We start from the raw sequence: 25,795 nt of genomic DNA on the forward strand, positions 1-25,795 counted from the left end.
TCGTCACAGTTACCGTACCCAACCCGTCCATCTCTTGTTTCCACGCCAGTTTGCGCTAAGTCAAAAGTCGCAAAAGGAAAAAACATGATCGACGGCTTGAGTACAAAGGCGAGGACAGGCGTTCGGGGACTGGACGATGTATTATCGGGCGGTTTGACTCGCCGCCATGTTTTCCTGCTCGAAGGGACGCCGGGCACGGGCAAAACTACGATCGCCCTGCAATTTCTTTTGGAAGGCGCAACACTCAAGGAGCGCTGTCTTTATATCAGCCTGTCGGAGAGTGAGGAAGAACTGCGGGAAAGCGCGCTTTCGCACGGTATCGAATTCGGGGATTCGATCGAAATCTTCGAGCTCGTCCCCCCGGAAAGCCTGCTTGACGCAGACCAGCAGCAAAGCCTGCTTTACTCCTCAGATCTGGAGCTCGGCGAAACCACCAAGCTGATCTTCGAGGCCTTCGAGCGTTTGAAACCGCAGCGTGTGGTGATCGACAGCTTGTCGGAAATCCGTCTGTTGGCACAGAGTTCTCTCCGCTACCGCCGCCAGATCCTGGCCATGAAGCATTTCTTTTCTCGATCCGACGCCACAGTCCTTTTGCTCGACGACATGACGTCGGACAATCTCGACAAGACCGTCCACAGCGTCGTTCACGGCGTTCTTCATCTCGAGCAGCTGGCTCCCGACTATGGTTCGGAACGCCGCCGCCTGCGGGTGATCAAATATCGCGGCCAGGCGTTCCGCGGCGGCTATCATGATTTCGTCATCAAGACCGGAGGCGTCTCGGTCTTTCCGCGGCTGCGTGCGATCGAGCACAAGACGGCATTCGACCGAGCTATTTTGAAAAGCGGCATTGCCGAATTCGACGATCTTCTTGGCGGTGGTATAGAGCGCGGCTCGAGCACGCTGCTCATCGGACCTGCCGGTACCGGCAAAAGCCTGTTCGCGCTCCAGTTTGTAGCAGCTGCCGTGAAGCGCGGTGAGAAAGCAGCCGTCTTCATATTCGACGAGGAGCTCGGCCTGTTGTTCTCGCGTACGAAAGCAATGGGGATCGAGCTCGAGAAGATGCGCGACGACGGCGCTATTCACATCGAGCAGCTGGATGCGGCCGAGCTTTCGCCGGGGGAATTTTCGCAACGCGTGCGGGATCGCGTGGCGACCTTCAAGGCCGGGACAGTCGTGATCGATAGCGTGAACGGCTACCAGGCGTCGATGCCCGAGGAAAACGCGCTGATCCTGCACGTGCATGAACTGCTGCAATACCTCAATCGGCAAGGCGCCAATACGTTTCTGACAGTTGCCCAGCACGGGCTCGTCGGAGACATGAAATCCCCGGTCGATGTCACCTACCTCGCCGATACAGTTATCCTGCTGCGCTATTTCGAGGCACTGGGCAGGGTTCGGCGTGCAGTCTCGGTCATCAAGAAGCGAACCGGTCGGCACGAAGAAACCATCCGCGAGTTTCGCATCACCGATGCAGGGCTGACACTGGGCGATCCGCTTTCCGGTTTCCAGGGCGTGTTGCGCGGTGTACCGACGCTTGTCGGCGAAAAGCAGCAACTGCTGGAGCTTTCAAACGAGGACGAAAGCCATTCCTAACAGAGATGCCGTCGGCCTCATTCATGCCCCACACGGTCGCGATGCGCAGATTGCGGCATCCCTCCTGAAGGAAGCCGGTATCGCTTCGAAGGCGGCCCCGGACCTGTCCGGTTTCGTCGACAGCCTTGACGACAACATCGCGCTCGCTGTCATCACCGAGGAAGCTCTGCGCTCCGCCGACCTGCGCGCCATCTCCCAGTGGATCGAGAACCAGCCGAGCTGGTCGGATCTACCTTTCGTCATTCTGACAAACCGCGGCGGTGGTCCGGAGCGTAATCCCGCAGCTGCGCGGCTGTCGGAGGTCCTTGGCAATGTCAGCTTCATCGAGCGCCCTTTCCACGCAACGACATTCATCAGCGTTGCCCGTTCTGCCGCACGCGGGCGTCGGCGCCAATATGATGCACGTCTGCGGATGGAAGCTCTCGACGAAGGAGAGCGGCGTTTGCAGACAGCACTCGAGGCCGGTCGGCTCGGCGCTTGGGAACTGGATCTTGCAACCGATGTCCTGAGCACGTCTGCGACCTGCAAGAGCATTTTCGGACGCGGTCCGGAAGAGGCGTTCACCTATCAGGACCTTTTTGCCAGCATCCATCCCGATGACCGGCAACGCGTACAGGATGCTCATACCGCAACAGCCGAGAGCGGTGAGGATTATTCTGTCGAATACCGCACCGTCTGGCGCGACGGCACCGTGCGCTGGGCAGAGGTGCGGGCACAGCTCTACCGCGACCACTCGGGCAAGGCGGTCAAGCTGGTCGGCGTATCCGCCGACATTACCGACCGGGTCATCAACGAGAAGCAGCAGCGGCAGATCAACGAACTGCTTGAAGAGCGTGTCGCCGAGCGGACGCGTGAACTTGAACAGGCCCATTCGGTCGTGATGGACGAGGTGTCGCAGCGTGAGCGGGCGGAAGATCAACTGCGCCAGGCGCAGAAGATGGAGGCGATCGGCCAACTGACCGGCGGCGTCGCCCACGATTTCAACAATCTGTTGATGGCAGTGCTCGGCAATCTCGAATTGCTCCGCAAGCTCGTTGCGGGCGATCCTAAAGCCGAACGCCTGATCGATGGCGCCCTTCAGGGTGCAAGACGCGGGGCGTCGTTGACCCAGCGGCTGCTCGCCTTTGCCCGCCGCCAGGATCTGCAGATCGGTCCGGTTGACCTTGGCGCCCTGATCGGTGGCATGCGCGACCTTCTCGAACGCTCGGTCGGGTCGACCATCCTCGTCGAGACCTCGATACCGGATCATCTGCCGAAGGTTTCGGCAGATGCCAACCAGATCGAACTGGCGCTTCTCAACCTTGCCGTCAACTCGCGTGACGCCATGCCCGACGGTGGCACGCTGCGGATCAGCCTCAGCCAGGAAGAGCAGAGGTTCTCAAACGATACGCTTGCAGCCGGGCGTTACGTCGTGCTCTCGGTCAAGGACGAAGGCCAAGGCATGGACGAGGCGACGCTGCAGAAAGCCATCGAACCGTTTTTCTCAACGAAGGAACTGGGCAAGGGAACGGGCCTCGGATTGTCGATGATCCACGGCCTGGCGTCCCAGTTAAAGGGAGAGTTGAAGTTGTCGAGCAGGATCGGTTCCGGCACTACCGCCGAATTGTGGATTCCGGTCTCTTCCGCTGCCGAGCAGCCGAGGCAGGCCGAGGCACCATTGCCTCCGGCAGAATATCAGGGCGGACCCAAGCGTATCCTGCTTGTCGACGACGACGTCCTCATCGCCATGAGTTCCGCCGACATGCTGCTGGATCTCGGACACGACGTTGTCGAAGCCCATTCCGGCAAGGAGGCGCTGGAGCATCTGGGTAAGGGACCAAAGTTCGATCTGATGATCACCGACTACTCCATGCCTGGCATGACCGGGGGCGAACTCTCGAAGGCTGCACGAGCCTTGCTGCCCGAATTGCCAATCCTGATCGCCTCCGGCTACGCGGATCTTCCGCCTGGCGTTGATCTCGAGGTTGCGCGGCTCGGAAAGCCGTATACGCAGGCACAGCTGGCGGAACAGATCGGCAAGCTTACGTCGCCGCGCTAGTTGCTCTCGCAACCGGGCGCGACGTCATAAAGCTCAAAGGGTCAGAAACTCGGCGCGGCTATTCCGCCTGCCCGTCGCCACCCAGCGGCAGTTCATCCGTGATCACTTCGAACCTTGCCAGGATCGCCGGGCCGAAGGCCGTCGACAACGCGACATCGGTCGCATCGCGACCGGTCGCCATCAGGATCCGGCCGATACGAGGTTTGTTGTGACGGGCATCGACAGTGTGCCAGCGGCCGCCGAGATAGACTTCGAACCATGCACTGAAGTCCATCGGATTGTGATCCTTGGGAACACCGATGTCACCGAGATACCCTGTGCAGTAGCGTGCGGGAATGTTCATGCACCGGCACAGGGTGATCGCCAGATGCGCGTAGTCCCGGCACACGCCCGTCTGGTCGTTGAAGCCGCCGAACGCGGTCCGCAGCGAATCAGCGTTCTGATAGTTGAACGCAATGCGGTTGTGCGCGAAATCAAGAATGGCCTTGACGCGCGGCCAGCCCAGATCAGTCGAGGAAAACGTGTTCCAGGCGAAGTCTGACAGACGGTCCGTATCGCAATAACGGCTGCCCAGCAGGAACACCAGAACGTCGTCGGGTAGATCCTGGATGAGATGCTGCTGCGCATCTTCCGGGATCGGGTCCGGGAGCCCGGTGTCATAGATCTCGAACTCGGTCGAGATCGTCGTCAGGCCGGGCGGTGCAACGATGCGGCTGCAGGCGTTCCCGAAGACATCCTGATAACCCCAGGCTTCGATCGGTCTGTCGAAAGTCAGCACCTGTTCGGTCAATAGATCTACGCGACGGGAGGGGTGGATATTCAACGCCAGAAGCATGGCAGTCGGCTGTTGGCATTCATAGCCCAAATGAAAACCGGCGCGTATCCTCATGAAGCGATGTCTCCTAAATACCGTTGACGAGATGGCAGCAATGCGGCAATGCCCGGGCGTTGATACGGTTCCGTTTAGCCATGAAGTTTGGCCTGGAACTCGTCGGTCGTGACGTTGACCTGCACTGACATGCTTTTGAAATCTTCCGCCTCACCGTCATAGCTGCCACGAAGCGGGATAGCCTGTTTCGGGTCGCGGGCGACGCCGACGCGAATGAGGTCGCGGTTACCGACAATGCCGTTGGTCGGATCAAATTCCACCCATCCGGCTCCCGGCAGGTAGACCTGGCACCACGCGTGGGTAGACCCGCCTCCAAGCGTCGTCGATCCGTCGCGATCGGGAACGTAGATATAGCCGGTGACGAAACGTGCAGCGAGGCCGAGGGCCCGTGCGGCTTCCATCATCAAAAGCGCAAAGTCGCGGCAGGTCCCGCGACGCAGCTGCAGCGTCTCGAGCGGAGCCTGGGTGCCGTGCTCATGGCGACGGGCATAGACGAAGCTTTCACGGATCGCGTAGCAGAGCGTCATCAGCAATCGGCCGGTCTCGGTCGGCTGGCCGGGTTTCACGAACTGCCGCGCCCATTTGCCAACCTCGTCGTTGGCATCCGGGTAATGGCGACGGATGGTGCATTCCAGATCGAACGCTTCCACCGGGTCATAGGTGAAGGGATAGGTGAGGGCTTCCTCGTCGATCTGAAAATCCATCGCGAGCTGCGGCGTATGATCGAGCCTGATGGTCGTTTCGAACTGGAGCTTCTGAGACGCACCCTCAAAACCGACCAGCGCCACGCAGTTCCCAAACACGTCATGGATCCAGCGGACATAGGCAGGCTTTGGAAAGACCTCGAGGCGCGACACGAGCAGCGTCTGGTCGAAACTGTCCCTTGGTCGGAACAGCAGCCTGTGTTCGCCGAACTCGACCGGCTTATGATACTGGTAGGACGTAAGGTGACGAACCGAAAAGATCGTCATGCGATCACCGAGCCGAGTTCGACTGACATTGGGTCAGATCGGAAAAGTACATCATGTCGGGACGATGAGCGATGGCGCTCAGCAGAAGTCTGTTCATTTGAAATTCTCGAGATCTAGCATGATGGATTGTGCGTTTTTCGCCTTGTAGGCAGCCTGGGCCGCCTTCAGGATCTTCGGTCGTAGCGCATCGAAAGAGGCAAGATAATCATCGCTGACGGCAGTTCTTTCAACAAGGTTGCTGCTGAGAACTTCAGCAGCGACGAAGAACCGAACCTCGAACATGCCGTCATGACCCAGAAAGCGGACGCGCCTTTTCGATTCATCGTAACTGCGCGCGGGATTTGGGAAAGAAAGTGTCATGGCAGCCTCTGTCGTCAGCATGGCTCCGAATGTCGGACTACCACGTTTGCATGTCGGGTATCTTGCTGCCATCCGCTTAGTCGATGATAACAAGCCCAGTGACGTTTCGCAGGTAACCGGCTTTTTTGGTCCCGCAGTCCGTATTGAGGCAGCGCCGCCAATTTTCCAAACGCCGGATCGATGGCATCCTATGCCGACGAACCATATGACTAGGTCACGTTGAGCCCCCGAAGTCCAACGCGAAATGGCGAGCCTGCTGCGACAGACCGCATTTCAAGCCTGAATGGGCGGGGGGAGGCTTGGGGTGGGCAAACCGGTCTCAGCTCGAGGCCGGAGCAAAGCGTGCAGTGATCGCATGGCTGTCGGAAGGGTAGCTGAACCGCACCGACGTCACGGGGCCGGAAACGTCCCAGGTCTTGCGTTCTACCACGAGGCAGGCAGACTGCGGCGGGATTTCCAGCCGCCTTGCCAGCTGTTCGTCCGCAAGCTGGGCCAAGATCCGATGTTCCGCAGCGGTCCATGGTATCTGCGCGATCAGCCACTTGCCCGGTGAAACCGTCGAGAAATCCATGTCCTTTGCCTGCGGCACGGTCTTCAGATTGATCAGTCGTTCCTCGAGACAGAACGGCTTCCCGTCGGCGAAATGCAGGCAGACGACGTAGATGGATTTTTCCTTGCCGGCGACGCTCAGGCGCAGCCGGTCCGTTGCCACAGTCTTCCGCTCCCGGCATTCCTCCATCCGGAAATGGTAGTCCTTGTTCAGGGCGCGGACTTCATCTTCGATGTCGTAGATCTCAAGAATGGCAGCCTGGTTGCGCGGCTGGGCAACAAAGGAGCCCGATTTCTTGCGCCGCTCGATCAGCCCGGCATTGGCAAGCTGGGTCAGAACCTTGTTCGCGGTCATCCGCGAGACATTGTAGTGCTTGGCGAGCTCGACCTCAAAAGGGATCCTGTATCCCGGGGGCCATTCGCCGCTGACGATATTGTTCTCGATGTCGCCCAGGATCTTCTGGTGCAGTGTGCCCACCGCACGCGTCGCCTTGATCTCTTTTTCTCCGGTCAAGGCGAAGTCCTTCGGCTCTCTGCGTCAAAAGGGTTCTCCACCATATCCGGTCAGCCGGCGTCAAGCAGAGCGGCCATCACTGCCTGGAACCTCGGCAGGATCGTCTCTCGGCTCACATGCCGACCGCCCGTCACCAGCTTCTTGCCCGCCGCCCAGACGCAATCCACCTTGATCGTATCAGCGAAGATCCACTGGTCGAGAACCTGATCTGCCGAAAGGTAGGGGGCGGCCTCAAGGTCGAGCGAAACGAAATCCGCCGATGCACCTGATACGATGTCGTCCTGCGACTGCAATGCGCGGGCGCCACCTTTCAGCGCTTCCTGGAACAGGCGCGCACCCGTCGATTGCTGCGGTAGTGCCACGACGTTTCTCGAGCGTAGTCCAAGACGCTGCGAATATTCGAGCTGCCGAAGTTCATGCGCGACCGAAATCGAGATGTTCGAGTCCGAGCCGACGCCGAACTGGCCGCCTTCCTCGAGGAATGCCGGCGCCGGAAATATGCCGTCGCCGAGATTGGCTTCCGTGATGGGGCAGAGACCGGCGATGGCTCCTCGGCGTGCCATGTCGCGCGTTTCCGCCTCGGTCATATGGGTAGCGTGGATCAGGCACCAGCGCTCATCGACCGGCATGTTGGCGAGCAGCCATTCGACGGGACGTGCGCCCGACCACGCGATACAGTCCTCGACCTCTTTCGTTTGCTCGGCGATATGGATGTGGATCGGGCCTCCACCTGCCATCGGCAGAACGTCCCGCAGTTCTTCCGGCGTCGCGGCCCGCAGGCTGTGCGGCGCGATGCCGAGTTGGCCGCCGGGAAGTGATGAAGTAATCTTCCGGCATTCCTCCATCAACGTGGAAAAGCTCTCGACCGAGTTGATGAAGCGTCGCTGGCCCTCCGTCGGTGCCATTCCCCCGAAACCGGAGCGGGCGTAGAAGACTGGCAGCAGGGTGAGGCCGATCCCGGTCGCAGCACTTGCCGCACCGATCCGCGCCGCGTGCTCCGCGATATTGGCGTAGTGGCGCCCGTCACGGTCGTGATGCAGGTAATGAAACTCGCCGACGCGGGTAAAGCCCGCCTCCAGCATTTCCATATAGAGCTGCGCTGCGACCGCCTCGATATCGTCAGGTGTCATCGACAGGGAGAATTTGTACATCAGCGTGCGCCAGCTCCAGAAGCTGTCGCTTGTCGATCCGCGAACCTCCGTCAGTCCTGCCATGGCGCGCTGGAAAGCGTGGCTGTGGAGATTGGCCATGCCGGGCACGATCAGCCGGTGCCGCTCGTCGGTGGCCGCAGGCATGGCGCTACGCTCGATCGACTGCACGGTGCCATGCTCGATCTTCAGGCGAGTGTTGCTCGCCCATTCCCCGCCGATCAGTGCGCTTTCTGCAAAAATGGTGTTCACTGCCAACTCCACTCGTCGGTCCCGTCTGCGTCCAGCAGGCGCCTGCAAATTCTTCTTGCCATGGGTTTTTATGTATATACATTAAAACAAAAAGAGGAAGGCTTCGTGGTCGAGAATAGTGATAATTCACCGGTGGCGCCAACCAGAACGCTGTGGCGCAACGCCCGGCTGCTCACGCTTGCCGACGAGGCGCAAGGCCTTGCACTCATCGAGCACGGTGCCATTGCCGTAGAGGATGGCCGGATCGTGTTCGCTGGTCCCCAGTCCGATCTGCCGTCGACCTTTCTGGGAGCCGACAAGATCATCGACGTGGAGGGCAGGGTGATCACGCCTGGCCTGATCGACTGCCATACGCATCTGATCTTCGGCGGCGATCGCGCGATGGAATTCGAAATGCGGCTCGAAGGGGCCACCTATGAAGAGGTCGCGCGCGCAGGCGGCGGCATCGTCTCCTCCGTCAAGGCGACCAACGCTCTTTCCGTCGACGGGCTTGTGAAGGCGGCCTTGTCAAGGGTCGATACGCTGCTCGCAGAAGGCGTTTCGACGCTCGAGATCAAATCCGGTTACGGCCTATCGATCGAGGGCGAACTGAACATGCTGCGCGCCGCCCGGGCGCTCGAAAAGATCCGCCCGGTCCGCGTCGTCACGTCGTTCCTCGGCGCCCACGCAACGCCGGTCGAGTACCGCGGACGCAACGGCGACTACATTGCCGATGTCGTTCTGCCGGCAATGAACCTTGCCCATGCGGAGGGTCTGGTGGATGCAGTCGACGGTTTCTGCGAAGGCATCGCGTTCTCGGTTGCGGAGATGCGGCGTGTGTTCGATCACGCGACGTCTCTCGGCCTGCCCGTAAAGCTGCACGCCGAACAGCTTTCCAATCTCGGTGGTGCTGCGATGGCTGCATCCTACGATGCCTTGTCCGCCGATCATCTCGAATACCTCGATGCCGAAGGTGCGGCCGCGATGGCGGCGTCGGGCACGGTTGCGGTTCTGCTGCCGGGCGCGTTTTATGCGATCAACGAAACGCAGAAGCCGCCGGTCCAGCTGCTGCGCGATGCCGGCGTCCGGATCGCGATTGCGACCGATAGCAATCCCGGCACGTCGCCGCTCACCTCGCTGCTGCTGACGATGAACATGTCGGCGACACTCTTCCGGCTGACCGTCGAGGAATGCATCGCCGGTGCGACGCGCGAGGCGGCGAGGGCGCTCGGTCTTCTCTCCGAAACCGGCACGCTGGAGGCTGGCAAATCCGCGGATTTCGCCATCTGGAACATCCAGCGACCCGCCGAGCTGGTTTACCGCATCGGCTTCAACCCGCTTCATTCGAACGTCTTTAGAGGTCAACAGCTATGACGATCACGCTTCACCCCGGCAGCGTTACTCTGGCCGAGCTTTCCGATCTCTACTGGAACAATGGTTCGGCGGTTCTCGATCGCTCCTTCGATGCCGGCATCGAAAAGGCGGCGCGACGCATTGCGGAAATCGCTGCCGGAAACGCACCGGTCTACGGCATCAACACCGGCTTCGGTAAGCTTGCCTCGATCAAGATCGACAGTGCCGATCTCGCCACCCTGCAGCGCAATCTCATCCTGTCGCATTGCTGCGGCATCGGCGCGCCGCTGCCGGAAAATGTCGTGCGGCTGATCATGGCGCTGAAACTGATCTCGCTCGGCCGCGGCGCGTCCGGTGTCCGGATCGAGTTGGTCCGCCTGATCGAGGGCATGCTGGAAAAGGGCGTCATCCCGGTTATTCCGGAAAAGGGCTCGGTCGGCGCATCCGGCGATCTGGCACCACTTGCCCATATGGCCGCGACGATGATGGGCGAAGGAGAAGCCTTCCTGCAGGGAGAACGACTGGCGTCTGCCGATGCGCTCGCCAAGGTGGGTCTGACACCAGTCGTGCTCGCTGCCAAGGAAGGGCTGGCGCTGATCAACGGTACCCAGACCTCCACCGCACTGGCGCTTGCGGGCCTGTTTCGCACGCATCGCGCCGCCCAGACGGCACTTGTTACAGGCGCCCTGTCGACAGACGCGGCTATGGGCTCTTCCGCGCCGTTTCATCCCGACATCCACACCCTGCGCGGCCACAAGGGACAGATCGATGCCGGTGCCGCACTTCGCAACCTGTTGGAAGGCTCCGAAATCCGTGCGAGCCACATCGAAGGCGACGAGCGGGTTCAGGATCCCTATTGTATCCGTTGCCAGCCACAGGTCGACGGCGCCTGCCTCGATCTGTTGCGGTCCGTGGCAAGGACGCTGGAAATCGAGGCGAATGCCGTCACCGACAATCCGCTGGTTCTGTCTGACAATTCCGTCGTCTCCGGCGGCAACTTTCATGCCGAGCCGGTCGCCTTTGCCGCGGATCAGACCGCGCTCGCGATCTGCGAGATCGGTGCGATCGCTCAGCGGCGTATCGCGCTTCTGGTCGATCCTGCCCTCTCCTATGGACTGCCGGCATTTCTCTCGAAGAAGCCGGGTCTGAACTCGGGCCTGATGATCGCCGAAGTCACATCGGCGGCGTTGATGAGCGAGAACAAGCAGATGTCGCATCCCGCCTCGGTGGATTCGACGCCGACCTCCGCCAATCAGGAGGACCATGTGTCGATGGCCTGCCACGGCGCCCGCCGCCTGCTCGGCATGACCGAAAACCTGTTCGGCATTCTGGGGATCGAAGCGCTGACGGCCGTCCAGGGCGTGGAATTGCGCGGGCCGCTCAAGACCAGTCCTGAACTCGAAAAGGCCGTCGAAGTGTTGCGGGCCTCCGTCCCTGCGCTCGAGGATGACCGCTACATGGCGCCGGATCTCAAGGCCGCAAGCGAACTGGTCGCATCCGGCGCCTTCGCCCAGGCCATCTCGCCGGGCATCCTGCCGGTCCTTGAAGTTTGATTATCAGAAGAAATTGGGGAGCCACGTCATGACCAATCCACGCCACAACATTCGCGATGTCCGCTCGCCCAAGGGCAGTGAGCTCAATGCGAAAAGCTGGATGACCGAAGCGCCGCTTCGGATGCTGATGAACAACCTCGATCCCGATGTTGCGGAAAACCCGCATGAACTCGTGGTCTATGGCGGCATCGGCCGGGCCGCCCGCACTTGGGACGACTTCGACAAGATCGTCGCGACCTTGAAGACGCTAACGGAGGAGGAGACGCTTCTCGTCCAGTCCGGCAAGCCGGTCGGCGTGTTCCGCACCCACAAGGATGCGCCGCGCGTTCTGATCGCCAACTCGAACCTCGTGCCGCATTGGGCAACCTGGGATCACTTCAACGAACTCGATAAGAAGGGCCTGGCCATGTACGGCCAGATGACCGCCGGATCGTGGATCTATATCGGCACACAGGGCATCGTTCAGGGTACCTACGAGACCTTCGTGGAAGCTGGCCGCCAGCATTATGGCGGCAGCCTCAAGGGCAAGTGGATCCTGACCGGCGGCCTCGGCGGCATGGGCGGCGCACAGCCGCTTGCCGCGGTCATGGCAGGCGCCTGCTGCCTCGCCGTCGAATGCGATGAGACCCGCATCGATTTTCGTCTGCGCACCCGTTATGTCGATGCCAAGGCGAAGACGCTGGACGAAGCGCTGGCGCTGATCGACCAATGGACCAAGGCGGGCGAAGCGAAATCGGTCGGTCTGCTCGGCAACGCTGCCGAAATCTTCCCCGAACTGGTCGCCCGCATGAAGGCCGGAGGCGCTCGCCCGGATATCGTCACCGATCAGACATCCGCCCATGACCCGCGCAACGGCTACCTGCCGGTCGGCTGGACCGTCGAGGAAGCCAAAGCCAAGCGCGAAAGCGATCCGAAATCGGTGGAGGTCGCGGCCCGCGCATCTATGAGGGCGCATGTGGAAGCGATGGTCGCGTTCTGGGATGCCGGCGTGCCGACGCTCGACTACGGCAATAACATCCGCCAGGTCGCCAAGGACGAAGGCCTGGAAAATGCCTTTGCCTTTCCGGGCTTCGTCCCGGCCTATATCCGTCCGCTGTTTTGCCGCGGCATCGGCCCGTTCCGCTGGGCGGCGCTGTCGGGCGATCCTGAGGACATCTACAAGACCGATGCGAAGGTGAAGGAGCTGCTGCCTGACAACACTCACCTGCACAACTGGCTGGACATGGCGCGTGAGCGCATCGCCTTCCAGGGACTTCCGGCGCGGATTTGCTGGGTGGGTCTGGGGGATCGCCACAAGCTCGGTCTCGCCTTCAACGAGATGGTGAGAAGCGGTGAACTGTCCGCGCCTGTTGTCATCGGCCGCGACCATCTCGACAGCGGCTCCGTCGCGTCGCCGAACCGCGAGACGGAAGCGATGAAGGACGGGTCTGACGCCGTCTCCGACTGGCCGCTTCTCAACGCGCTGCTCAACACCGCATCGGGTGCCACCTGGGTGTCGCTGCATCATGGCGGCGGTGTCGGCATGGGATATTCGCAGCATTCCGGCATGGTCATCTGCGCCGACGGAACGGATGATGCAGCCCGGCGGATCGAACGTGTCCTGTGGAACGACCCTGCGACCGGCGTCATGCGCCACGCCGATGCGGGATACGAGATCGCGATCGACTGCGCCGAAGACAAGGGTCTTCGCCTTCCCGGCATCCTCGGGAACTGACGCGCATGCGCATCCTGCCTGCATCGGACCATAAGCGGATGCCCTGGAAGAACGGCAAGGGCGAGACGGTGGAGATCGCCGTCTTTCCCGAGGCTGCGTCGGTCGATGATTTCGACTGGCGTATCAGCATGGCGACGGTGGCCGAGGACGGCCCGTTCTCTGTGTTCGCGGACATAGACCGGACCCTCAGCATTTTGACGGGCGACGGGATCGAGCTTTCGGTTGAGGGCGAGCCCGATCGTGTCCTGCGCCTCGACACGCCGCCCCACGCGTTTCCGGCCGATGCAGTGACCAGCGCAAGGCTACTCTCTGGCCCGATCACCGATCTCAATGTCATGACCCGGCGCGGAAAGTTTATTCACGGCGTGACGATGCTCTCCGTCAGTCAACGCGTCATTACGTCGAACGGTTCGGACGTGACCCTGGTTCTGCCGACGTCGGATTTGGTTCTGAAAGACGGCACATTGCTTGGCGCGTATGATGCGATCCTGCTGCATCCGGGCGATTCGGAGATCGAACTTAGTCAGGCGCCATCAAGCCGGACTTTTCTTGTCCGCATCGCCTCACGGCAAAAAGCCTCGGTTTCGTTACAGGTTTGACGCATTTGTGAAGATGCCGTGAGGCTGGCCACAGCGATCGCGCTAAAGAACCGGAAACGCGATATTTCGTCTCTTTCGGGTGATCACATCTGACCGGTTCCAGACCGGGTTTGGCGGAGGCGACGGCGCAGAAGCTGAAAGTTTTAACTTTCCGGTAACCGCCTCCTCCCCCTATGGGATCACTTACGGATGCATTCGTACCCGTATTTCCCTTGCCATTCCCAACAGGAGACGAGATGTCCTTCAAACCTTTCGCCCTTGCGCCTCTCTTTGCAGCCGTGATTGCCCTGCCGGCATTTGCCCAGCCGAGCCCGACGATGCTGAGGCAGTTCGGCGACTGGAACGTCTATTCCTATCAGGCGGGAGCTTCGAAAAGCTGCTACGTCCTGACCATTCCGAAACAGGCGACGCCCGCAAGCGTCAACCACGGCGATAACTTCTTCCTCGTGGCGCCCAAGCCTTCGGGCAGCGGATATTATCCGCAGGCCATCATGGGATATGATCTTCAAAACAGCTCACAGATAACGGTCACGATCGATGGCAAATCCTTTGCCATGACGCCGCGGGGCAACTCCGGCTGGACGCAGCAGGAAAGCAATGATTCCGCGATGATCGACGCCATGCGTACGGGAAGCAATATGACCCTTCAGGCGGTCTCGGGGAGAGGCACCCGCACATCCTACACGTTCTCGCTCAGCGGCGTGACCGCAGCCCTCAACCAGGCCGGTCAGTGCAACTGACGTCGATCTCTTAAGATCCCCGATGGGTGGAGTGCGAAACCGGCATTCGCCCATCGCCAATCTTGACGAGCTCGTGCGGTCAGCGTCGGCGGATATAGGCGAATAGCCGCTCGGCCGCGTCTTCGATCTGCTTCGGGTCGCGCAGAAAACAGGCTCTCATGAAGGGGGCGCCGCCGGGGCCGAATGCGGTGCCCGGCGCCATGCCGACGCCGGTTTCATCGACAATCCTGAAGGCTTCGGCGCGGCTGTCTGTTACGCCGTCGATCTTCAGGAATGCATAGAGCGCGCCTTCGGGCTTTCGCGTTTCGACACGGTTGGTGGCGACCAGCGCGTCACACAGAATGTCGCGCGAGGTTCGGGCCCGCTCGACATTGGAGCGAATGAACTCGTCGCCAAGGTCGAGTGCCGCAATCGCGCCCTTCTGCATGAACTGCGCAACGCCTGACGTGGAATACTGTATGAGATTGGTGAGCGTCTGGCCGATCTCCGCCGGCGCCACCACCCAGCCGATACGCCAGCCGGTCATGCACCAGTTCTTCGAGAACGAGTTGGCAAAGATGATGCGGTCTTCCGCGTCCATGACATCCATGAACGACGGTGCCCGCGTGCCTTCGAAATAGTAGAGCCCGTAGATCTCGTCGGCGATGATCCAGAGACCATGGCGGCGCGCAAGGCTAAGGATTGCCTCGAGATCATCCTTCGTCGCGGTCCAGCCCGTCGGGTTGGATGGCGTGTTGATAAACAGCGCCCTGGTTTTCGGCGTGATCGCAGCTTCCAGTCGGCCCGCATCGAGCACCCACCGGCCATCGATGAAATCGAGGACGACAGGCACAGCCTTTGCCTCGGAAACACTCGCGGCATGGGCAGCGTTCGGCCAAGCCGGTGACAAATAGATCACCTCGTCGCCGGCCGATGCGACCGTCTGGATCGCCAGCACGATCGACTGCATGCCCGATCCGGTGACATAGATGTTGTCGACCGAGAGATCGGCCGTGTAGTGGCGCTGGTAGTAGCGCAGGATTGCCTGGCGAAGCTCCGGGATCCCTTGCGTCCAGGTATAGAATGTCTCGCCTGCGAGAAGCGCGTCGCTGGCCGCGCGGGTGATGAAGTCGGGCGTCGCAAGGTCGCCTTCGCCGATCCACAGCGGCATGAGGTTGTCACGACCGCGTGCATAGGTGACGATTTCGCCAATACCGCTACGCGGAGCGGCCGCAGCGCGGGCGCTGATGTCGGGTCGGATGATCGTCATGCGAATCTCGGCTGAGTATGGCGGGGAACTATGCCTAGGCCAAGTTCCGACGTACGGTCAACCGGTTGCAGGCCGCATCGGACACGGAACCTTCGGTCCGAAAGCGTTGATTTGGCGATGGTTTCGACGGCTCTTCGGGCGTGCCCGGTTTCGCCACCGGGGCGAAGGTCAGCGCCTCGATCAGGAAATACGCAGATTGGACAAGTTCGTCTTCGCCCATGTCATCCTCGAACTGCGGTTCGTCTTCGGAAAACTGCTCTTCAGGAAGGATTTTCATAAGGATGCGGTGCATTGCTGATTCAAGAACCGCTGCTTTACGCCGATTGGTCGAAAAAGGCCATGCGCGGATTGGCGCATGGCGTTGATTCGGTATCAGATGCGGCGCATCGCCTCGATAAATAGCTTGGCCTTGGCCGCCACCGACGCAACATCGTCACCCGGCTTGTAAAGCGATCCGCCGATGCCGAAGCCGTTCGTGCCGGCGTCGATAAAGGATTTCATGTTGTCAGGCGTAATCCCGCCAACGGCCAGAACCGGCATATCCTTGGGCAGAACCGCCCGCCAGGCCTTGATGACCATGGGCGGGATCGCTTCCGCCGGAAAGGCCTTGATGCCGGTCGCACCGGCGCCGATCGCCGCAAAGGCTTCAGACGGCGTCGCAACGCCCGGCAGGCTGATCATGCCGCGCGAAACGCTCGCTTCGATGACCGAGAGGTTCGCGTTCGGCGAGATGATGACAGTTGCACCCGTCGAGGCAACGTCTGCGACCTGAGCGGTCGTCAGCACCGTTCCCGCACCAATCAGCGCCCGGTCACCGAACCGCTTCTGCAGTTTTTCAATGCTCTTCAGCGGTTCCGGCGAATTGAGCGGAACTTCGATGATCCGCCAGCCGGCTTCGATCAGCGCCTCGCCGATCGGCTCGGCCTCGTCAGGCGTGATGCCGCGCAGGATGGCAACCAGATTGCAGGCTTGCAGCGCGTCTTGGAACGTCATCGATCTATCCTTCATTCGTCAGTTGCAATTGTCCGGCGATCAACTGGACGCCGCGCTTGGCGGCATCGGTTGGGCCTGGCTCTATATCTAGATCAAATAGCGGCGCGACTCGGCTGTAGCGGCTGTTCAGCACGTTGTTGCCGACGATGCCGATGGCTTCACCGGGTTTCAGCCAGCCTGCCGCGCGGGCCTGACGGAACTCCGAACCGATGACGAGACCGGAAACGTAGTCGCCGATATCTTCGGGCGTGAGAACGCCGGCCAGTACACCCGTGCGGGCGCTGAAGACGGCAGAGAGAAATGCGTCGGCAGCACGCGCGTCGCTTGCGGCAAACCCGGCACCCCGGTCGAATGCCTCCCAGCGCGGCTCGGCGCCGGGCATCGGCTCGGATGCCTTGGCGATGAAGGATTGCTTGGTCAGCAGTGCGAAGATTTCACCCGTCGCATAGGTCTGGAAACCGGCGATGCGGCCGTTCTCGACGCGCGCCCACTTGCTGTGGGTGCCCGGCAGAACCAGGGTCCGGTTCTTGTCCAGCCCGAAGCCGACGATCTGCGTTTCCTCACCGCGCATCACGTCCGGAAACGGCTGTGCCGCGGGATCGCGCATGCCGGGCAGGAAGGTGACGATGGCGCCGTTGGCAAGCGTGATCTGCCGCGTGCCGGCTGCCAGTTCGGCAAGACCCGCGGGCGCATCGACGTAAGGCACCTCGATCCAGCCATTGCGGCTGGTGATCATGCCGCTCGCGAGGACTGGGATTGCGCCGTGCGCGTCGAACCATGCCCCGACCGTTTCCATCAGGGCGGCCTCGAAGGCCCCATCCTTAACGAACTGGATGCCGCCGCTTGTCGTATCCCGGGTATCGAGCGTTTCGCCCGTTTCAGATACGAGCGCGGCACGGAGCGAACTCGTGCCCCAATCTAGGATGATCGACTTAGGCTCTGGCATCTCTCGGTTTCCTCCCCGAACATTTTGGCCTTCGATAGCGCGGGCAGGCCCGCCTTGTCGAGAGTAAGTGCTGCGAAAAGTCATACTTTTGAGGAGGGGCTTGAGGTTTGTAAATCGAGTCTTAGGCTTCGGGATCGAGGATGCAGCACTGTTCCGGTACAGGCACCAGAACGGCACTTGTACCAGGGTTGAAGGGTTCGGACAGCGCTCCATTCGCAGTGATCTCTCCAGCGACGGTCTCGCATTTATACTGGTAGGCGCGGCCGAGATAGGTGCGGGTGCCAAGGGTCGCGGGAATACCGTCGCCGGACTGCCGGGCAACAAGGCCGTCGGCGCGGGTGGCCAGAACGAAATCGTCCTTGATCGGACCGAAGACATCCTGCGAGAACGACAGTTTCGCGCCGCCGGCAGCCTCGGCTGTGACGGTTGCGCCGTCGCGGGAGACCACCTTCATCGGAATGAGGTTCTCGAACCCGACAAAACTGGCGACGAAGGCGTTGGCCGGTTTGCGGTAGAGGACTTCGGGCGTGTCGAGCTGCATGATGCGGCCTGCATTCATGATCGCCACGCGGTCGGAGATCGAGAAGGCTTCTTCCTGATCATGGGTGACATAAAGCGACGTCGTGCCGTTCGCCTTCTGCAACTGGCGGATTTCGACGCGCATGTCCACGCGCAGTTTGGCATCGAGGTTCGAAAGCGGCTCATCGAACATCAGGAGCGGTGGTTCGATGACGAGCGCGCGGGCCAGTGCCACGCGTTGCTTCTGGCCGCCTGACAGCGCCGACGGAAGGCGGTCGGCCAGGTGTGAAAGGTCGACGCGGTCGAGCATGCTCCCTGCCCGCTTGGCCCGATCAGGTTTGGCAATGCCGCGCTGTTTCAGACCGAAGGCAACGTTCTCCATCACCGTCAGGTGGGGGAAGAGTGCGTAGTTCTGGAACACGAGCCCGATATCGCGGGCATGAGCGGGAAGCGTGGTGAGGTCGCGATCGCCAAGTCGCACGCGGCCGCTGGTCGGCTCCAGGAAGCCGGCGACGATCCGTAGTGTCGTCGTCTTGCCGCAGCCGGATGAGCCAAGCAGCGACACGAGTTCGCCGGCCGCGACCGAGATCGACAGGTCCTTGAGGACTTGTGTCGATCCGTAATGGGCGGAAAGGTTTTCGATGGTGAGCGATACGGTCAAAAGGGTTCTACTCGTCTTACTTGGTCAGGAAGGTGAGGCCGAGCGTGGCTTCGACTATGGCCATGACGCCAACCGTCACCAGCATCAAGAGCACGGAGACGGAGGCGATGGTGGGGTCGAAGAACTGCTCCATATGGGCAAGAATCTGGATCGGCAGTGTGGAAATCCCGGGACCGGTCAGAAACACCGAGATCGACACGTCGTTGATCGAGGTGATGAACGCGAGGATGAAGGCGGCAATGACGCCGGCGCGAATGTTCGGCAGCACCACCGTCATGAAGGTCTTGAGCGGCGGGCAACCAAGGCTGATCGCAGCTTCTTCGACGGAGAAGTCGAAGGCAGCAAGGCTCGCACCGACGACGCGAACGGAGTAGGGCAGCACCAGAAGCGCATGACCGAGGATCAGGCTCGGATAGACCGGCAGGCCGAAGCCGATGGTAATCGACTTCAGAAGCGAGAAGCCGAACACGATTTCCGGGACCAGGATCGGCAGGACGAACAGCGTGGAAAGCCATTTCGGCAGTTCGACGCGGTACCGGTTCAGCGCATAGGCGGCAGGAATACCCATCAGCAGCGACAGCGCCGTTCCGAGGATCGCCACCTGGAAGCTGGTGATCGCCGTGTTCCGGAAGGCGGAGATCTCGAAGATATTGGCAAACCACCGCAGGGTCAGACCCTGCGGCGGAAACGTCAGGTAGGACGTGTCGGAAAGCGAGGCGCCGACGATGATGACTAGCGGCGCGAGCAGGAAAAGGAAGACGAGGGCGGCGAAGGCGCCGAGGAGGGGATGGATGCGTGTGGTCATCTTGTCATACCGCCATCGGGTTGAGGCGCCGCGCCATGCGGCTCATGATCGTCACCACGGCGATGGTGATGACCACCATGATCGCTGCGATGGTGGACGCACCCACCCAGTCGAAGGTGACCATGGCGCGCTGATAGAGCAGCGTTCCCATCATCATCATCTGCTCGCCGCCAAGCAGCTGCGGCGTCGCGTAGGAGGTGAAGCTGCCGGTAAAGACGAGGACCGCGCCGACGATGAGGCCCGGCACGGCAAGCGGCAGGATGACCTGGAAGAATGTGGCGATCGGCGTGGCACCCAGAGAGGTTGAGGCTTCGACCACTTCGCGTGGAATGCCCTCGAGCACACCGGTCAGGGTGAGGATCATCAGCGGCACGAACAGATAGACCATCGCAACGATCACCGATCCCTCGGTATAGAGCATCGACAGCGGTTCGCTTATGATGCCGAGCGAGAGCAGCGTGTCGTTGACGATGCCGTTCTTGCCGAGGATGATCAGCCAGGCAAATGAGCGAACCACGACGCCGGTCAGAAGCGGGAAAACCGCAGCGATGATGGCGACAGACTTCAGCCGCCCCGGCATGCGGGCGATCACGTAAGCCGTCAGAAAGCCGATGACCAGCGAGATCGCGGTGGTGATGAGGGCGATACGCAGCGTACGGTAGAGGATATTGGTGCGGAAGCCGCTGTTGAAGAAGGCGGTGTAGGTCGAAAAGGCGCCTTTCGGCTCACCGAACGTGGTGGCGATGGTCAAGAGAACCGGAATAACGAGAGCGACGACGACAGCAATCGTCGCCGGCATCGTCAGCCCCCATTTGGCAAAACGCTTCATGTGTAGTCTTTCAAAGTCCCTGGCTGCCGCCACCGCCGTCAGGCCGCGGCTGTCTTGAAGAGCGGATGTGCTCCGCACTCCCTGCCCGGATCAGGCAAAGCCGTCTCCTTGGATCGAGGAGAGGGCTCGTCATCTGCGAGTGGGATTACTGGCCGAAAACCTCGTTCCACTGGTCGATCCAGTCGGTCTTGGCGTCGTTCAGCTTGGCGTAATCGATGCGGCCGAGCTTTGAGACCTGGTCAGCGCCATAGGTCCACATCTTGGCCTGTTCCGGCGAAAGCTCGACCTTGCTGTTGATCGGCGCATCGACGCCCTGTTCCGCTTCCTTCTGCTGGACTTCTTTGGACAGAACGAAGTTGATGAACTGGTGCGCCAGCTCGACGTTCTCGGAGCCCTTCGGAATATTGACCATGTTCAGCGTGGCGATATCGCCTTCCTTGAGCGTCGCCCAGGTCATGGTCTTGACGGCGGCCTGCATCGAAGCAAGTGTGAAATCCTGCGCCAGGGCCACGCGCACCTCGCCGGTCGAGATCAGGTTCACCAGTTCGGAACCCGTATTGTAGTTCTTCACTACATTGGGCTTCAACTCGCTGATCGCCTCGAAGGCCTTTTCGGAATCCTCATAGGCATCGACGCCCGCATGCTTGCCGGCCTGCAACACGACCATCGGGCCGGCCGTGGTGGTGATGCCCGGCAGCGAGACCGAGCTCTTCATGTCGGCGCGCCAGAGATCGGCCCAGGAGGTGATCGCCGGATCCACCTTGGCGCTGTCATAGACGAGACCGACGCGGCCGATCGTGTAGGCCGGACCATACTTGCCCTGCGGATTGCGGCCGAGTTCGTAGATTTCCGAAAGGTTCGGGATCTTGGACGCGTCGACTTCCTGAAACAGGCCCTGTGCGACGCCGAGCTGGGAGAAGCTGTCCGAGAGGTAGATCACGTCCACGCCCTTGCCGTCGCGCAGCTTCAGCTTGTTCAGCCGGTCGGCATTGTTGCCTGTTTCGAAAACGATGTCGCAGCCGCAGATCTTCTTGAAGGGCTCGATGATGTTGGCCTTCATCTTGTCGCCGTTATAGCCCCACCAGGAAATGGTGAAGGTCTTCGTCTGGGCACTGGCCGAGGCGACGCCGGAAAACGTGGCAAGAATTGCAAGCGCTGCAAACTTGGTGAGGCGATGAGCCTTCATGAGGTGATCCTTTGTCGAACAATCGGTGTTGAATTGGCTGCTCGGACAGCGCCGAGCGTAGTACGACAGTATTTTTTCATCGCTTTCCCCGCAAGCTCAATAATTGTGCACGCGCAATATCCATGTGGATACGCACTGCAATAGGAACGCACGTGTGGGCGTTTTCCCTCTTGCAGCTCTAGTGGCTAGAGGTTGTAGACACGAGAGGTGATCTGAGAGGAACGGCAGGGAACCAGCACGATGACGGCAGTAAATCAGGCGCGATACAAGGTCGGCGGTATGGACTGCGCCAGCTGCGCCACCAAGATCGACACGGCTGTACGCCGCATGGCCGGCGTCGAGGATGTTTCGGTATCGGTTGCCGCGGGCACGATGACGGTCAGCCACAATGACAGCGTCGATCTTAGCGCCGTCGAAAAGCGTGTTTCCGGTCTCGGTTATCCGCTGAGACAGCTTTCGCAGCGAAACCGCTCGGACGAGCTGGTCATCCCCGTTGCGGATCACGCCGACCCTCATGCTCACGATGATGGAAGCAAGCACGATCATTCCCATCATAAGCGGGAGACAGCCGCCACTGAGGGCCTGCACGGCCATGACCACGGTCCGATGGAGGGCCCATGGTGGAAATCTGCCAAGGGTCGACTGACCATTATGGCAGGCCTGGCATTTGCAGTTGCCTATGGGCTCGGCCACCTGTTTCCCGCTTACGAGACCTATATTTTCACAGCCGCGATGCTGACCGGTCTCGTGCCGATCGCGCGGCGCGCGATCATGGCAGCGCTCGCCGGCACGCCGTTCTCGATCGAAATGCTGATGACGATCGCAGCTGTCGGCGCCGTTGTGATCGATGCATCGGAGGAAGCAGCGGCGGTCGTCTTCCTGTTTCTCGTCGGTGAATTGCTGGAAGGCGTTGCGGCCGGAAAGGCACGCGACAGCATCAGAAGCCTCTCCGCTCTGGTCCCGAAGGAAGCGCTCCTGGAGGAGGGGGGCCAGACGCGAACCGTGCCGGCCGAAAGCCTTGCGATCGGTTCGATCATCCTGGTCAGGCCCGGCGACCGGATATCCGCCGATGGCGTCATCATGTCGGGCCAGAGCGCGGTCGATCAGGCGCCCGTGACGGGCGAAAGCACGCCGGTTGCCAAGGGCGTCGACGATGTCGTGTTTGCCGGCACCATCAACACCGATGGCGCGCTTCGGGTGCGTGTCACCGCCGCTGCGCAAGACAACACGATTGCCCGCGTCGTTCGCCTCGTTGAGGAGGCGCAGGAAAAGAAGGCGCCGACCGAACGCTTCATCGACCGCTTTTCGCGGTACTATACGCCCGGCGTCGTTGCGGTTGCCGCTCTGGTCGCCATCCTGCCGCCGCTCATTGCCGGTGGTAACTGGAACGAGTGGATCTACAAAGGGCTTGCCATTCTGCTGATCGGTTGCCCCTGCGCACTTGTCATCTCGACGCCTGCGGCGATCGCTGCGTCGCTTTCATCCGGTGCCCGCCGTGGCCTCCTGATCAAGGGCGGTGCGGTGCTCGAGACACTCGGAAAGCTGACCGCCGTCGCCCTCGACAAGACCGGCACGCTGACCGAGGGACGGCCGCAGGTCACCGATGTCATTGCTTTCGGCCACAGTGCCGATGAAGTGCTGCGGTTTGCGGCCGCGCTGGAAATCGGCTCCAGCCATCCACTTGCAAAGGCCATCCTCGCGAAAGCTGAAGAAGACGAAGTTGTCATTCCGCAGTCGAGTGATGGCAAGGCGCTCGGCGGAAAAGGTTTGACAGCAGAGGTCGAGGGACAGGACGTCTTCTTCGGCTCTCCCAAGGCTGCCGCCGAGCGGGTGTCGATGTCGATGGCGCACAGCCGCCGGGTCGCAGCGCTCAACGACGAGGGCAAAACCGTCTCCGTGCTGATCGTCGGCAGCGTGCTCGCCGGTGCGATCGCCATGCGCGACGAGCCGCGCGCCGATGCCAAGGCTGGGCTTCTGGCTCTCACCGAAGCGGGCGTGAAAACGGTCATGCTGACCGGCGACAATGCGCGCACGGCAGTTGCAATCGGGCAGGAGCTGGGGATCGAGGTCCGCGCTGACCTGCTCCCGGAAGACAAGAGCCGTATCGTCGGCGAACTGAAGCGTGACGGTTTCGTCGTCGGCAAGGTCGGGGACGGGATCAACGACGCACCGGCCTTGGCGGCGGCAGATGTCGGCATCGGCATGGGCGGCGGCACGGATGTTGCGCTCGAAACCGCCGACGCCGCTGTGCTGCATGGCCGGGTGGCCGATATCGCAGCAATGATTGCCCTGTCGAAGAAGACGATGCGCAACATCCATCAGAACATCACCATCGCGCTCGGTCTGAAGGCGGTGTTTCTGGTGACGACGGTGATCGGCATAACCGGGCTCTGGCCGGCGATCCTCGCCGACACCGGCGCAACCGTGCTGGTCACGATCAATGCGCTGAGGCTGTTGCGGAAGTAGATGAGAGCCCTACGCCTCCGGGCGCAGGGCTCTCTAAGACTGAAAACTTTTCGTCATGGCATCCGGTGCAGGATGGCGAAGGCTTCATACGGCTTGAGAACGATCGTCTCCGAGAGCGCTTCGATCGGCTGTTCGTTGGAGATGAGGCAACTGCCGGATACGCGCAGCTCTTCCGGCAGATCCAGACTTACCTCGCGGGCTGAAAAACTGCCGATGACGACCAGCAGGTCCCTGTCCAGTTTGCGGGTGTAGACAAAGACGTCGGGATTGTCGTCGAGCCACGACTGGTATTTGCCGTAGACGATGACCGGATGGGATTTCCGCAAGGCAATCAGCTGGCGGTAATGGTTCCAGACCGAACGCTCGTCGCTCATCGCCACGTCCGCATTGATCGACGCATAGTTCGGATTGACGCCGATCCAGGGTTCTACGGTGGAAAAACCGCCATAAGCTGCGCTGTTCCACTGCATCGGCGTGCGGGCGTTGTCGCGGCCGTTCGCGTTGGCGCCCATGATGAAATCCTCAGGCGAACGGCCGGCATCCACATGCAGCTGATACATGTTGAGCGTCTCGATATCGCGGTACTGCTCGATCGCGCTAAACGGCATGTTGGTCATGCCGATTTCCTCGCCCTGATAGATGAACGGCGTGCCTTTCAGCAGATGCAGGACCGTCGCCAGCATCTTGGCGGATCCGACGGGAAAGCCTGTAGCGTCACCATATTTCGAAACGGCACGCGGCAGGTCATGATTGCCCCAGAACAGGGAATTCCAGCCGTCGTCGGCCAGCGCGTTCTGCCATTTGGTCAGCACCGACTTCAGTTCGACGAGGTCGAAGGTTTTCGGCTGCCATTTGCCGTAGGTTTCATCCCATTGGCGGGTCACGTGTTCGAACTGGAACACCATCGAGAGTTCCTGCCGCTCGCGACCGGAATAGAGAAGTGCCGATGCAGGTGTGGCACTCCACGCCTCGCCGACGGTCAGGACGTTGCGGCCACCGAAGGTCTCGCGGTTCATCGCCTGCAGATATTCGTGCAGGTGCGCACCGTCGGTCACCACGCCCTGGTCCACCTGTTTGCCGATGTAGTCGATGACATCCATCCGGAAACCGGAAATGCCGCGTTCCAGCCACCAGTTCATCATGTCATGAACTTCGGCACGGACCTTAGGGTTTTCCCAGTTCAGATCGGGCTGGCGGCGCGAGAAGAGATGCAGGTAGTATTCGCCGGTCGTCTCGTCGAGCGTCCAGGCGGGGCCGCCGAATGTCGACTGGAGATCGTTGGGCGGTCCGCCGTCAGGACCCGGCTTGCGCCAGACGTAGAAGTCACGAAACGGATTGTCGAGAGAGGCTCGTGAGTTCTGAAACCACGGGTGTTCGTCGGACGTGTGATTGACAACCAGATCGAGCAGGATGCCGATGCCCCGGCGCCGAGCCTCGGCAACCAGCAGATCGAAATCGGCAAGCGTTCCGAATTCCGGCGCGATATCGCGATAGTCCGATATGTCGTAACCGTTGTCATCCATCGGCGATTTGAAGATCGGGGAGAGCCATATGACGTCGATGCCGAGGGACGCGATATAATCCAGTTTCGAGATAATGCCCGGAATATCGCCGATGCCGTCACCGTTCAGATCGCAGAAGCTGCGCGGATAGATCTGGTAGACGGTCGAGCTATGCCACCACTGCCGTTCGAGGGGTGGCGCCGCTTCCTGGACAAGTGCTGCCAGCTGATCCTCGAGCTGATCCCGTAACTGGTCCATCCATGTCTCCTTGAGATATATTCGACAACCGAACGCCAACGCCGCATGGAGAGTTCCAAACGAGCGTCTTCCGGATCAAATCAAGACTGCCTGGACGATCGTGTGGCGCCCCTCGCGGGCTCATTGCCC

Annotated in this window: 22 protein-coding genes; 8 read left to right on the forward strand and 14 right to left on the reverse strand. The window is 60.9% G+C overall.

Annotated features, from left to right (window positions below; all coding sequences use genetic code 11):
* The first annotated feature begins 84 nt into the window (after nucleotides 1–84).
* Nucleotides 85–1,593 carry an ATPase domain-containing protein gene (locus J3A65_RS01160; protein ID WP_209898642.1) on the forward strand — a complete coding sequence of 503 codons (1,509 nt, stop codon included), beginning with the start codon at nucleotides 85–87 and terminating at the stop codon, nucleotides 1,591–1,593.
* Complete coding sequence (locus tag J3A65_RS01165; protein WP_209899885.1) at nucleotides 1,586–3,631, forward strand: hybrid sensor histidine kinase/response regulator; 2,046 nt, start codon at nucleotides 1,586–1,588, stop codon at nucleotides 3,629–3,631. Before J3A65_RS01160 ends, J3A65_RS01165 begins: the two co-directional genes overlap by 8 nt.
* A gap of 58 nt (nucleotides 3,632–3,689) precedes the next feature.
* On the opposite strand, the gene J3A65_RS01170 is transcribed toward J3A65_RS01165, so the two are convergent.
* From J3A65_RS01170 to J3A65_RS01190, 5 genes are all read right to left on the reverse strand, one after another.
* Nucleotides 3,690–4,520 carry a transglutaminase family protein gene (locus J3A65_RS01170; RefSeq protein ID WP_209898645.1) on the reverse strand — a complete coding sequence of 277 codons (831 nt, stop codon included), beginning with the start codon at nucleotides 4,518–4,520 and terminating at the stop codon, nucleotides 3,690–3,692.
* A 74-nt stretch (nucleotides 4,521–4,594) separates the two neighbouring features.
* Nucleotides 4,595–5,491, reverse strand: coding sequence for a transglutaminase family protein (locus tag J3A65_RS01175; RefSeq protein WP_062458480.1), 897 nt, complete (start codon nucleotides 5,489–5,491; stop codon nucleotides 4,595–4,597).
* Between the two features lie 93 nt (nucleotides 5,492–5,584).
* Nucleotides 5,585–5,851 carry a DUF1488 domain-containing protein gene (locus J3A65_RS01180; RefSeq protein ID WP_062458477.1) on the reverse strand — a complete coding sequence of 89 codons (267 nt, stop codon included), beginning with the start codon at nucleotides 5,849–5,851 and terminating at the stop codon, nucleotides 5,585–5,587.
* Nucleotides 5,852–6,170: 319 nt separating this feature from the next.
* The gene (gene hutC / locus J3A65_RS01185) at nucleotides 6,171–6,896 is read right to left on the reverse strand and encodes a histidine utilization repressor (protein ID WP_209899889.1); all 726 of its coding nucleotides are present in this window, start codon (nucleotides 6,894–6,896) and stop codon (nucleotides 6,171–6,173) included.
* Nucleotides 6,897–6,964: 68 nt separating this feature from the next.
* Nucleotides 6,965–8,314 (reverse strand): formimidoylglutamate deiminase, encoded by a 1,350-nt coding sequence (locus tag J3A65_RS01190; protein ID WP_209898648.1) that lies wholly within the window; start codon nucleotides 8,312–8,314, stop codon nucleotides 6,965–6,967.
* A 105-nt stretch (nucleotides 8,315–8,419) separates the two neighbouring features.
* Between J3A65_RS01190 and hutI the strand changes: the two genes are divergently transcribed.
* The 5 genes from hutI to J3A65_RS01215 all read left to right on the forward strand — a co-directional run bounded on the left by hutI (nucleotide 8,420) and on the right by J3A65_RS01215 (nucleotide 14,252).
* Nucleotides 8,420–9,667, forward strand: a complete 1,248-nt coding sequence (gene hutI, locus J3A65_RS01195) for an imidazolonepropionase (RefSeq protein WP_348635242.1) — start codon at nucleotides 8,420–8,422, stop codon at nucleotides 9,665–9,667.
* Nucleotides 9,664–11,199, forward strand: a complete 1,536-nt coding sequence (hutH, locus tag J3A65_RS01200) for a histidine ammonia-lyase (RefSeq protein ID WP_209898654.1) — start codon at nucleotides 9,664–9,666, stop codon at nucleotides 11,197–11,199. Before hutI ends, hutH begins: the two co-directional genes overlap by 4 nt.
* Before the next feature lie 28 nt (nucleotides 11,200–11,227).
* Nucleotides 11,228–12,913, forward strand: coding sequence for a urocanate hydratase (gene hutU, locus J3A65_RS01205; RefSeq protein WP_113165005.1), 1,686 nt, complete (start codon nucleotides 11,228–11,230; stop codon nucleotides 12,911–12,913).
* Nucleotides 12,914–12,918: 5 nt separating this feature from the next.
* Nucleotides 12,919–13,512 carry a HutD family protein gene (locus J3A65_RS01210; RefSeq protein ID WP_113165004.1) on the forward strand — a complete coding sequence of 198 codons (594 nt, stop codon included), beginning with the start codon at nucleotides 12,919–12,921 and terminating at the stop codon, nucleotides 13,510–13,512.
* A 236-nt stretch (nucleotides 13,513–13,748) separates the two neighbouring features.
* Nucleotides 13,749–14,252, forward strand: coding sequence for an invasion associated locus B family protein (locus tag J3A65_RS01215; protein ID WP_062576716.1), 504 nt, complete (start codon nucleotides 13,749–13,751; stop codon nucleotides 14,250–14,252).
* 79 nt (nucleotides 14,253–14,331) lie between these two features.
* Here J3A65_RS01215 and J3A65_RS01220 read toward each other — a convergent pair whose 3' ends face one another.
* The 8 genes from J3A65_RS01220 to J3A65_RS01255 form a co-directional block, all read right to left on the reverse strand.
* Nucleotides 14,332–15,501 (reverse strand): pyridoxal phosphate-dependent aminotransferase, encoded by a 1,170-nt coding sequence (locus J3A65_RS01220; protein ID WP_062458457.1) that lies wholly within the window; start codon nucleotides 15,499–15,501, stop codon nucleotides 14,332–14,334.
* A gap of 34 nt (nucleotides 15,502–15,535) precedes the next feature.
* Nucleotides 15,536–15,793: a hypothetical protein gene (locus J3A65_RS01225; RefSeq protein ID WP_062576720.1), complete on the reverse strand. Its 258-nt coding sequence runs from the start codon at nucleotides 15,791–15,793 to the stop codon at nucleotides 15,536–15,538.
* A gap of 80 nt (nucleotides 15,794–15,873) precedes the next feature.
* The gene (locus J3A65_RS01230; RefSeq protein ID WP_062458450.1) at nucleotides 15,874–16,494 is read right to left on the reverse strand and encodes a 2-dehydro-3-deoxy-6-phosphogalactonate aldolase; all 621 of its coding nucleotides are present in this window, start codon (nucleotides 16,492–16,494) and stop codon (nucleotides 15,874–15,876) included.
* Between the two features lie 4 nt (nucleotides 16,495–16,498).
* Nucleotides 16,499–17,440, reverse strand: coding sequence for a 2-dehydro-3-deoxygalactonokinase (locus J3A65_RS01235; RefSeq protein WP_209898657.1), 942 nt, complete (start codon nucleotides 17,438–17,440; stop codon nucleotides 16,499–16,501).
* 121 nt (nucleotides 17,441–17,561) lie between these two features.
* Complete coding sequence (locus tag J3A65_RS01240; RefSeq protein WP_209898661.1) at nucleotides 17,562–18,620, reverse strand: ABC transporter ATP-binding protein; 1,059 nt, start codon at nucleotides 18,618–18,620, stop codon at nucleotides 17,562–17,564.
* A 16-nt stretch (nucleotides 18,621–18,636) separates the two neighbouring features.
* A complete protein-coding gene (locus J3A65_RS01245) occupies nucleotides 18,637–19,425 on the reverse strand; it encodes an ABC transporter permease (RefSeq protein ID WP_062576729.1) in 789 nt (262 codons plus the stop codon).
* Nucleotides 19,426–19,429: 4 nt separating this feature from the next.
* Nucleotides 19,430–20,254 carry an ABC transporter permease gene (locus tag J3A65_RS01250; RefSeq protein ID WP_209898664.1) on the reverse strand — a complete coding sequence of 275 codons (825 nt, stop codon included), beginning with the start codon at nucleotides 20,252–20,254 and terminating at the stop codon, nucleotides 19,430–19,432.
* Between the two features lie 145 nt (nucleotides 20,255–20,399).
* A complete protein-coding gene (locus J3A65_RS01255; protein WP_062576733.1) occupies nucleotides 20,400–21,440 on the reverse strand; it encodes an ABC transporter substrate-binding protein in 1,041 nt (346 codons plus the stop codon).
* Between the two features lie 240 nt (nucleotides 21,441–21,680).
* Between J3A65_RS01255 and J3A65_RS01260 the strand changes: the two genes are divergently transcribed.
* Entirely contained in the window at nucleotides 21,681–23,906 is a 2,226-nt protein-coding gene (locus tag J3A65_RS01260; RefSeq protein ID WP_209898667.1) for a heavy metal translocating P-type ATPase, read from the forward strand.
* A 53-nt stretch (nucleotides 23,907–23,959) separates the two neighbouring features.
* Here the strand turns inward: J3A65_RS01260 and J3A65_RS01265 are convergent, their stop codons facing one another.
* Complete coding sequence (locus J3A65_RS01265) at nucleotides 23,960–25,666, reverse strand: alpha-glucosidase (protein ID WP_209898670.1); 1,707 nt, start codon at nucleotides 25,664–25,666, stop codon at nucleotides 23,960–23,962.
* Nucleotides 25,667–25,795 lie beyond the last annotated feature (129 nt).

The organism is Rhizobium sp. PvP014 (assembly GCF_017876855.1).
GTDB classification, from domain to species: domain Bacteria; phylum Pseudomonadota; class Alphaproteobacteria; order Rhizobiales; family Rhizobiaceae; genus Neorhizobium; species Neorhizobium soli.

What these genes read in the sequence shown, in the direction of transcription:
- J3A65_RS01245 (WP_062576729.1), bottom strand. Translation starts at nt 19,425, where the DNA reads ATGACCACACGCATCCATCCCCTCCTCGGCGCCTTCGCCGCCCTCGTC.
- hutH (WP_209898654.1), top strand. Translation starts at nt 9,664, where the DNA reads ATGACGATCACGCTTCACCCCGGCAGCGTTACTCTGGCCGAGCTTTCC.
- J3A65_RS01170 (WP_209898645.1), bottom strand. Translation starts at nt 4,520, where the DNA reads ATGAGGATACGCGCCGGTTTTCATTTGGGCTATGAATGCCAACAGCCG.
- J3A65_RS01235 (WP_209898657.1), bottom strand. Translation starts at nt 17,440, where the DNA reads ATGCCAGAGCCTAAGTCGATCATCCTAGATTGGGGCACGAGTTCGCTC.
- J3A65_RS01265 (WP_209898670.1), bottom strand. Translation starts at nt 25,666, where the DNA reads ATGGACCAGTTACGGGATCAGCTCGAGGATCAGCTGGCAGCACTTGTC.
- J3A65_RS01160 (WP_209898642.1), top strand. Translation starts at nt 85, where the DNA reads ATGATCGACGGCTTGAGTACAAAGGCGAGGACAGGCGTTCGGGGACTG.
- J3A65_RS01215 (WP_062576716.1), top strand. Translation starts at nt 13,749, where the DNA reads ATGTCCTTCAAACCTTTCGCCCTTGCGCCTCTCTTTGCAGCCGTGATT.
- J3A65_RS01255 (WP_062576733.1), bottom strand. Translation starts at nt 21,440, where the DNA reads ATGAAGGCTCATCGCCTCACCAAGTTTGCAGCGCTTGCAATTCTTGCC.
- J3A65_RS01250 (WP_209898664.1), bottom strand. Translation starts at nt 20,254, where the DNA reads ATGAAGCGTTTTGCCAAATGGGGGCTGACGATGCCGGCGACGATTGCT.
- J3A65_RS01210 (WP_113165004.1), top strand. Translation starts at nt 12,919, where the DNA reads ATGCGCATCCTGCCTGCATCGGACCATAAGCGGATGCCCTGGAAGAAC.
- J3A65_RS01225 (WP_062576720.1), bottom strand. Translation starts at nt 15,793, where the DNA reads ATGCACCGCATCCTTATGAAAATCCTTCCTGAAGAGCAGTTTTCCGAA.
- J3A65_RS01230 (WP_062458450.1), bottom strand. Translation starts at nt 16,494, where the DNA reads ATGACGTTCCAAGACGCGCTGCAAGCCTGCAATCTGGTTGCCATCCTG.
- J3A65_RS01180 (WP_062458477.1), bottom strand. Translation starts at nt 5,851, where the DNA reads ATGACACTTTCTTTCCCAAATCCCGCGCGCAGTTACGATGAATCGAAA.
- J3A65_RS01220 (WP_062458457.1), bottom strand. Translation starts at nt 15,501, where the DNA reads ATGACGATCATCCGACCCGACATCAGCGCCCGCGCTGCGGCCGCTCCG.
- hutU (WP_113165005.1), top strand. Translation starts at nt 11,228, where the DNA reads ATGACCAATCCACGCCACAACATTCGCGATGTCCGCTCGCCCAAGGGC.
- J3A65_RS01260 (WP_209898667.1), top strand. Translation starts at nt 21,681, where the DNA reads ATGACGGCAGTAAATCAGGCGCGATACAAGGTCGGCGGTATGGACTGC.
- J3A65_RS01175 (WP_062458480.1), bottom strand. Translation starts at nt 5,491, where the DNA reads ATGACGATCTTTTCGGTTCGTCACCTTACGTCCTACCAGTATCATAAG.